We start from the raw sequence: 1,057 nt of genomic DNA, 5'->3' as shown, positions 1-1,057 counted from the left end.
TGGTTTACCGCAAGCGGCCGCGAACGCATCCACCATCTCAAGTACGCTCGAGCCTTTACCCGTACCTAAGTTGTAAATGTGCAAGCCCGAGGTTTTCCCCACCGATTTCAATGCGGCGATGTGGCCGTCGGCCAGATCCATCACATGGATGTAATCACGTACGCCAGTACCGTCTGGTGTTGGGTAGTCGCTACCGAATACCGCGAGTTTTTCTCGGCGACCAACAGCGACTTGGGCGATAAATGGCATCAGGTTATTGGGAATGCCTTGTGGGTCTTCCCCCATGCAGCCCGATGGGTGCGCGCCAACTGGGTTGAAGTAACGCAGTAAGGTGATGCTCCAGTCGTTTTCAGCATGGAACAGATCGCTTAAGCACTGCTCCACCATATATTTGCTGCGTCCGTATGGGTTGGTGGTTGCGCCTGTTGGTGACTCGCCCGCAATCGGCACTATTTAAGGGTCACCGTAAACCGTTGCCGATGAACTGAATACGATGCTTTTCACGCCCGCTTTACGCATGCTGCGCGCTAACACCAATGAGCCATTGACGTTGTTGTCGTAGTACTCAAGTGGTTTTGCCACCGATTCGCCAACTGCTTTGAGGCCAGCAAAGTGGATCACGGCTTGGATGTCGTGCTGCGCGAATACCGTATCCAAAAATGCTTCGTCACGGATGTCACCTTGGTGGAACGCAGGCTGCTTGCCTGTCAGCGCTTCAATACGGTTTAACACTTCCAGTTTGGCGTTACACAAGTTATCAACGATGATAGGTTCCATTCCCGCTTCAATCATCTGAACGCAAGTGTGACTACCGATGTATCCCATACCGCCTGTGACAAGAACTTTCACTTTTTGCTTCTCCACGTTTGCTGCTTTCTGTTCATACCTCACTCTGATGCGCTAAAAGCCAATCGCCATTGCATCGAATCGGAACGCCCATTTCTTAACTGGCTAAAAGTCTAGCAACCAATCTCGATCCAGATCCGTGATCGAATTCAAATTGTGTAAACGTTTCCACAAAATTACAAAAAATCCTTATTTTAGATGCAGACTTTAG

General features: G+C 50.0%; 1 pseudogene. It reads right to left on the bottom strand.

Annotated elements, in window-relative coordinates:
- Window positions 1-849 (bottom strand): annotated as a pseudogene (gene galE / locus R7Z50_RS24830) (UDP-glucose 4-epimerase GalE); the annotation flags it as partial.
- Between the last annotated feature and the right edge of the window lie 208 nt (window positions 850-1,057).

The sequence above is a fragment of the Vibrio sp. 1249-1 genome (genome assembly GCF_033340495.1).
This window is presented reverse-complemented; position numbering and strand designations above follow the sequence as displayed.